Here is a 6219-nt window from a genome sequence, read left to right as displayed (position 1 = left end):
TTTCTGCTCATCTTCTTCGATCACTTGGTGTCCACCTATTTCGGTGGACACCTTGTGCATCAGAGCACTCAACAGCAAAAGGTGCGGGGAAATTCGCGCTTACTCATAATCGACGGCGACCCTCTCAGGGATATCCGGATCCTTGGCGCGCCTAAGCATCTGCGGCTGGTAATGGTCGGTGAACGACTGGCGAAGAACGATCTCCTCTGAGGAAACCAAGATGGACAGACCACGCATCCTGCTTACCGGCGCCGACGGCACCATCGGCACCGCCGTGCATGCGGAGCTTAGCGGCTCAGGGGCCGAAGTGATCACCCTTGGACATCAGCCGGGGCCGATGATCGATCTCGTGGCCAACTTTGCCAGTGACGACGATCTTGGCCAGGCGATTGGGTCGATCACCCCCAGCCTCGACGGGTTGGTGTTCGCCCATGGCATGCTGGAGCCGGGGCCAGTTGATCGGGTGCCTCCTGTCGCGTGGCGACACATGCTGGATATGAATCTAAACAGCATATACACGATCATCCATGCCTCGCTGGAGCGGCTTGCCGAGAACGCCAGCATTGTCATTGTGTCGTCGACTGCCGCATTCGACCACAGTCCTGTTGGCGGGCCTCACTATAGCGTGAGCAAATGGGCTCTGAGCGGGCTCGTGCGCCATCTCGCGGACGATCTTGGGCCTCGGGGGATACGTGTCAATTCGGTGTGCCCGGGAACCGTTGAAGGTCCTATGGCCAGGGCGCTGCTCGGCGAACCGGACTATCTGGCGTCGTTGCAGGGCATTCCGCTTCGTCGAGCAGCGGATGCATCCGAGATCGCGGATGTCGTGTCGTTCCTCTTAAGTCGGAAGGCGAGCTATGCGACCGGCGCGAACATTCCCGTCTCCGGCGGCTATCGATAGAGTTAGTGATCGCGGCCCTGACCAGCCTGTCCGGATAACTCATTCGGTTGTTTCGCTCCATAATAACTACGCACTGGTGTGCTCTCGCCGGATTGACGAAGTGCCCGACGCTTCAGAAAGTCGCTCGGCGTGTATTGGCCGAAGCGGAGGCAGCTGATGGATGTCCTTGGCGATGACGATATCGACACGCCAGACTCTATTCCCACGAGACATCGCAGACGCGTTTGGCCATGCAGGGGATGGACCGCGTCATTCGGCTGGTCGCATGCAAACCGCTAATTGACGAACCAATGGTGGACCTCGTGGCGAGCCGCCCTATAAGTCATTGATAAATAGTACTTTGGTGGGCGGAGGATGTGCCAGGAATAATGATTTTATTGTCCTTTTCGCGGGCCAAAACCAGAAGTCTTCCCATATCTTTTCGTAAGCTCCCGCCATCGTATGTGCCCTGCGCCAACAAACATGCCGTCCAAACTGAACCAGGAAGGAAGCGGAAGAGCGGGCAAGTCAGTCAAATTGAAGGACAGGCGCGCACGTCATCTGCGAGCACTTCGGCCGACCTCTCTGCTAAGTAGATAGCTGGGAACCGCAACCAAGGAAGCTGCAACCAACCGGTTTTTCCCTGGGCAATCTTGACTAGATGTCGAGGAGGCTCGCGACCACGCGATCCGGCGCGACGCCTGGCACGGATTGGGCAGGCACGCCTGTCGTGACCAGCACCGAGCGCAGCCCCGCGCGCTGGCCGGCGAGGATGTCGGTAGCGACCTGGTCGCCAATCATGATGGTCTGCGACCTCGGCGTGCCGATGAGGGCAAGCGCCTCTTCGATCATGAATGGCTCCGGCTTGCCGACCACGATCGGGGCGCATCCCGGCACAGCAGCCGTCATCGCGGCCATCAGCGTGCCGACGCAGGGCTCATAGCCATCTTCCGCCGGTGTGAGTATATCGGGATTGGTGACGACCACCGCTGCCCCGCCAAGCGCTGCGCGCACGGCAGTCCGCAGTTTCGCATAGGTCAGTGCATAGTCAAAACTGAGGACGACGATCTCGGCATCCTCGCCGGCGCGCCGGAAGCCACCAACCTCCAACGCCTCGAAGAGCGGCCTTTCGCCGATCGCGAACACGGTTGCGCCGCTCGGCCAGCGCCGGCGCATCAGGCTCACCGTCGCCGCGATGGCGCCGAAGACCTGACCCTCCGTAACCGGCACGCCCATGCGACAGAGCTTCGTGGCGAACTCGGCCGAGGATTTGGTCGTACTGTTGGTCACGAAAACATAGGGCACGCCGTTGCTGTGCCAGGCCCGAAATGCCTGCACTGCGTCAGCAATGGGATTGTCACCGCGATAGACGACCCCATCGAGGTCGGAAATGATGCCGCTTATGGTCGTGTCCTTTGGCATGGAGCGTGGCAGCATCATATGGGCGTTCAGTCGGTCGGCGGGCACGCCAATATCCAGGACCTTCAACTGCAGGGCCCGACGGTTTCTGCGACGCCAACATAAGTGAAGAGCACGCGGATGGACCATCGCCAGCGATCCGGAATTCCTGTGCTGAGCGTGGAGTCCGCATCCGAGCAATGTCGTCTTGCCTGCCCAAGAAGCGTGCAGCGAAAAGCGTCAGCAACGGAATCGTGGAGCGGCAGGTATCAGGCCGGAACTGCATCTGGTCTAGAGTTTTCCGATCCCACCCGGAAAGTGGTGGAATGAACCGGCAACCAGGTAATCCACACGATCGGATCCCTGCCGCGTTCAAAAAGAAAATTCACGCACGTTCAGGGGAACAACAAATGATCAATCGCAGAGATATCATGCTTGGGGCGCTGACCGGAGCCGGCGCCTTCGGTTTCGGCCGCGTGAATCCGGATTTCCTGAGAAGTTCAGCCTTCGCGGCCGAGGAGCGCAATTTGCGTTTCCTCGGTGCGGAAGCCCTGACCGGCAACTGGGATCCGACCACCCACACCAATCTCGGACAGCTCATCGTCGAAGGATTCGTCTTCGGCTATCTGACCCGCGCCCCAATGAAGCCGGAGAACCCCGGCGAGCTGGTGTTCGAACTCGCCGAATCCCTTACGCCCTTGGACACCAACACGCTTGAGGTCAAATTGCGTTCGGGCATCAAGTTTCATGACGGCACGCCGTTCACCTCCGCCGACGTCAAGGCAACCTATGAGTATGGCTCGCAGCCAGACCGCCCGGCGCAATGGTATCCAGGCCCGGTCACCGTCGACATCGTCGATGACCTGACCTGCCGCATCAACACCAAGGAACATGGCTATCCGGCCGCCCTGTACTACTATCTGTCGTCCTTCCTGCCGATCATGGCGGCCAAGGACATCGCCAACAAAGCCCAACTCTCGGCGCGGATGAATGGCACCGGCCCTTTCAAATATGTCGACCAGAAGGGCGACACGACCATTCTAGCCGCCAACGCCGACTTCTTCCTCGGCGCGCCGAAGATCCCCGGCCTCGAATATCATTTCGTCGGCGACACCACGACGCGCACGCTTTCGCTGCTCAACGGAGAAGCCGACATCATCGAACGTCTTGAACAGGAACAGGTCGACACCATCGCCAAGGACGACCGCTTCGCCGTTCACAAGGCGGTGTCAGTGGAAAACAAGTATCTGTTCTTCCGCTGCTCCAAGAAGCCGTTCGACGATCCGCGCGTCCGCCTTGCAGCCTGCCACTCCATCGACCGGTCGCAGGTGCTCGAAGTGCTCGGCGTATCGGGCACGTTTTCCAAGGCCCATATCTCGCCGGTCAAGTTCGGCTATGTCGAGGTGCCGGACTACCCGGAATTCGACCCTGAAAAGGCGCAGTCACTGCTGGCCGAGGCCGGATTCCCCAATGGCGAAGGTTTGCCGGAACTGACCTACTATACGTCGGTCGGTTTCTATCCGAAGACCAAGGAATATGCCGAGCTGATCACCGGCATGCTGCAGGAACAGGGCTTCAAGGTGAACCTGCAGACGCTCGAAGTGGCCGCCTGGGGCAACCTCCTCTACGACAAGCCCGGCGGCGGCGAAGGTCACATGATCGATTGCGGCTGGTGCACCGGTTCGCCGGAGCCGGACCTCGTGATCCGAACACACTTCCACTCCTCGTCCAAGCGCATCACCGGCATCGTGGATCCGGAAATCGATGCGGTACTGGACAAGGAGCGCAACGCCACCTCGATCGAAGAGCGCAAGACGATCCTGCAGCAGGAGACGCTTCCCACCATCGCTCGCAAGGTGCCGGCCTATGCCTTGTTCACCTCCGTCTTCATTCACGCCTACAACAAGAAACTCGATGGTCTCTACATCTATCCGAACGGTATGCAGGACATGAGCAAGGCGACCCTTGCCTGAGCCGCGGCGGACCGGGGCCGGTGCCAACGGCGCCGGCCTCCATTTTCGGCACGCCAACAGGATGGTCGCCCCGTGTTGATCCTCGAATTTCTGGCCAAGCGGATCGCCCAGGGCATCCTCATCGTCGTCCTCACCTCGCTGATCATCTTCACGCTGCTGCGGGTCGTGCCCGGAGATCCCGTACGCCTCATCGTCGGCGGCATGGCACCCGACAATGTTGTCGAGGAGGTGGCCAACAAGATGGGCTTGCGCGATCCGATCATCGTGCAATACGCCCACTATATGGCGGGTCTCGCGCATGGCGACCTCGGCCAGTCCTACATCAGGCCGGTTAGCGGCGGCGTCGCGGCCGGCGGTCAATATGTCGACCCGACCAAGTCGGAGATGGCGCCCGTCGCCGATCTCATCGTCGAGCGACTGCCGCTCACGCTCCAGCTCGGCGGCATGGCGCTGCTGTTTGCGCTGATCATGTCCTTCCCGATCGGCCTTGCCGGCGGCCTGCACCAGCATGGCTGGCAGAACACCCTCGCCTTCGGCGTGCAGTCGCTGTTCGTTTCCATTCCGAACTTCTGGCTGGCGATCATCCTGATCCTGTTCCTGTCGGTGAAGCTCAATCTGCTTCCAGCACTTGGCTACAAGGGTTTCAGCTACGTGTTGCTGCCGGCCTTCGTTCTGGCAGTGGAGATCTCGCCCTTCATCATTCGCACGCTCACCACCTCGCTCGGCGAGGTGATGCAGGCGCCATTCATCGACGAGGCGCGCGTACGCGGCCTGTCGCGGCGGCGCATCATCTATTCGCACGCGCTGCGCAATGCCGCCGTTCCGCTGATCAACCTGCTCGGCATCCAGCTCTCCACGCTGATCGGTGGCGTCCTCGTGATTGAGTACATTTTCGACTACCCGGGGCTCGGCAATCTCACCGTCGTCTCGGTGCTGGGTCGTGATTTCCCGGTCATCCAGGGCATCGCCATCACCACAAGTGCGGTCTTCGTCTTCATCAACATTCTCGTCGACCTGGTGGCCTACCTGATCGATCCGCGTGTGGAGATCTGAGCGTGACCGTGATCTCCACCGATGTCGCCGTCCCTGAGCCCACCCGGACCATGTCCGTTAATCGTCGTATCCTTGCCGCAGCCTGGGGCACGCGAAGTTTCCGCGTCGGTTTCTTCGTCTTCGTCACACTGTTGCTGGTTTCGATAATCTATCCCGAGCTCTCCTCGATCAGCGCCACCAAAATGGTTGTCAAGGACAAGTTCTTGCCGCCGTTGTTCCTGGGCGAGAAATGGAGCTGGATTCATCCGCTCGGCACTGACCAGCTCGGCCGCGACATGCTGATGCGATGCCTCATCGGCCTGCGCTATTCACTGCTGATCGGCATCGTCACGGTGGTGCTTGTGTTCCTGATCGGCTGCGGCCTCGGGCTGCTCGCCGGCTTCAAGGGCAAATGGTGGGAGATGATCATCATGCGCATCACCGACGCCCAGCTCTCTGTTCCAATGATCATCCTCGCCATCACGATCCTCGGCGTTTCGAGGCCGACGGTGCCTACGATCATCATCGTCCTGGCCCTGTCGGGCTGGCCGCTATACGCCCGCGTCGCCCGCAGCGCGGCGATCACCGAGCGCGGCAAGGAATATGTGCGCGGTTTGCGCGTTCTTGGTGCCACGGACTGGCGCATCCTCTTGCTCTATGCCGCGCCCAACATCCTGCCGCCGATCGCCTTCGTCGCCGTGCTCGACGTCGCCCGCATGATGATCTTCGAGGCGATCCTGGGCTTTCTCGGTCTCGGCATCCAGCCGCCGACACCGAGCTTCGGCTCGATCATTTCCGACAGCCGCAAATATCTCATCAACGCCTGGTGGATCGCCACGAGCCCCGGCGTCTTCCTGGCGGTGGCGCTGACAGCCATCAATCTGATGGGCTCCACGCTGGAAAAGGCCCGTAACAGGATTTACGGAGGCGCCTGAC

At 60.5% G+C, this 6219-nt stretch carries 6 protein-coding genes; 5 read left to right on the top strand and 1 reads right to left on the bottom strand.

Annotation, left to right across the window (positions count from 1 at the left end; all coding sequences use genetic code 11):
* Together NKJ94_RS20340 and NKJ94_RS20335 are read left to right on the top strand one after the other, a co-directional pair.
* A partial coding sequence (locus NKJ94_RS20340) for a hypothetical protein (protein WP_352527301.1) occupies positions 1 to 210 on the top strand: 210 nt, incomplete at its 5' end.
* A 10-nt stretch (positions 211 to 220) separates the two neighbouring features.
* Positions 221 to 901 carry an SDR family NAD(P)-dependent oxidoreductase gene (locus NKJ94_RS20335; RefSeq protein WP_352527300.1) on the top strand — a complete coding sequence of 227 codons (681 nt, stop codon included), beginning with the start codon at positions 221 to 223 and terminating at the stop codon, positions 899 to 901.
* Positions 902 to 1537: 636 nt separating this feature from the next.
* Here NKJ94_RS20335 and NKJ94_RS20330 read toward each other — a convergent pair.
* On the bottom strand, positions 1538 to 2347 hold the full coding sequence (locus tag NKJ94_RS20330) for an HAD-IIA family hydrolase (RefSeq protein WP_352527299.1): 810 nt from the start codon (positions 2345 to 2347) through the stop codon (positions 1538 to 1540).
* 341 nt (positions 2348 to 2688) lie between these two features.
* Here NKJ94_RS20330 and NKJ94_RS20325 point away from each other — a divergent pair, with 341 nt between their 5' ends.
* From NKJ94_RS20325 to NKJ94_RS20315, 3 genes are all read left to right on the top strand, one after another.
* Entirely contained in the window at positions 2689 to 4251 is a 1563-nt protein-coding gene (locus NKJ94_RS20325; RefSeq protein ID WP_352527298.1) for an ABC transporter substrate-binding protein, read from the top strand.
* 72 nt (positions 4252 to 4323) lie between these two features.
* Entirely contained in the window at positions 4324 to 5304 is a 981-nt protein-coding gene (locus NKJ94_RS20320; protein WP_352527297.1) for an ABC transporter permease, read from the top strand.
* A gap of 50 nt (positions 5305 to 5354) precedes the next feature.
* Complete coding sequence (locus tag NKJ94_RS20315; protein ID WP_352527309.1) at positions 5355 to 6218, top strand: ABC transporter permease; 864 nt, start codon at positions 5355 to 5357, stop codon at positions 6216 to 6218.
* Position 6219: the final 1 nt, after the last annotated feature.

It is taken from the genome of Mesorhizobium sp. M0060 (genome assembly GCF_040323155.1).
Classification (GTDB): Bacteria; Pseudomonadota; Alphaproteobacteria; order Rhizobiales; family Rhizobiaceae; genus Mesorhizobium.
This window is presented reverse-complemented; position numbering and strand designations above follow the sequence as displayed.

Coding starts and splice junctions, on each gene's coding strand:
- NKJ94_RS20335 (WP_352527300.1), top strand. CDS start 221: ATGGACAGACCACGCATCCTGCTTACCGGCGCCGACGGCACCATCGGC.
- NKJ94_RS20325 (WP_352527298.1), top strand. CDS start 2,689: ATGATCAATCGCAGAGATATCATGCTTGGGGCGCTGACCGGAGCCGGC.
- NKJ94_RS20315 (WP_352527309.1), top strand. CDS start 5,355: ATGTCCGTTAATCGTCGTATCCTTGCCGCAGCCTGGGGCACGCGAAGT.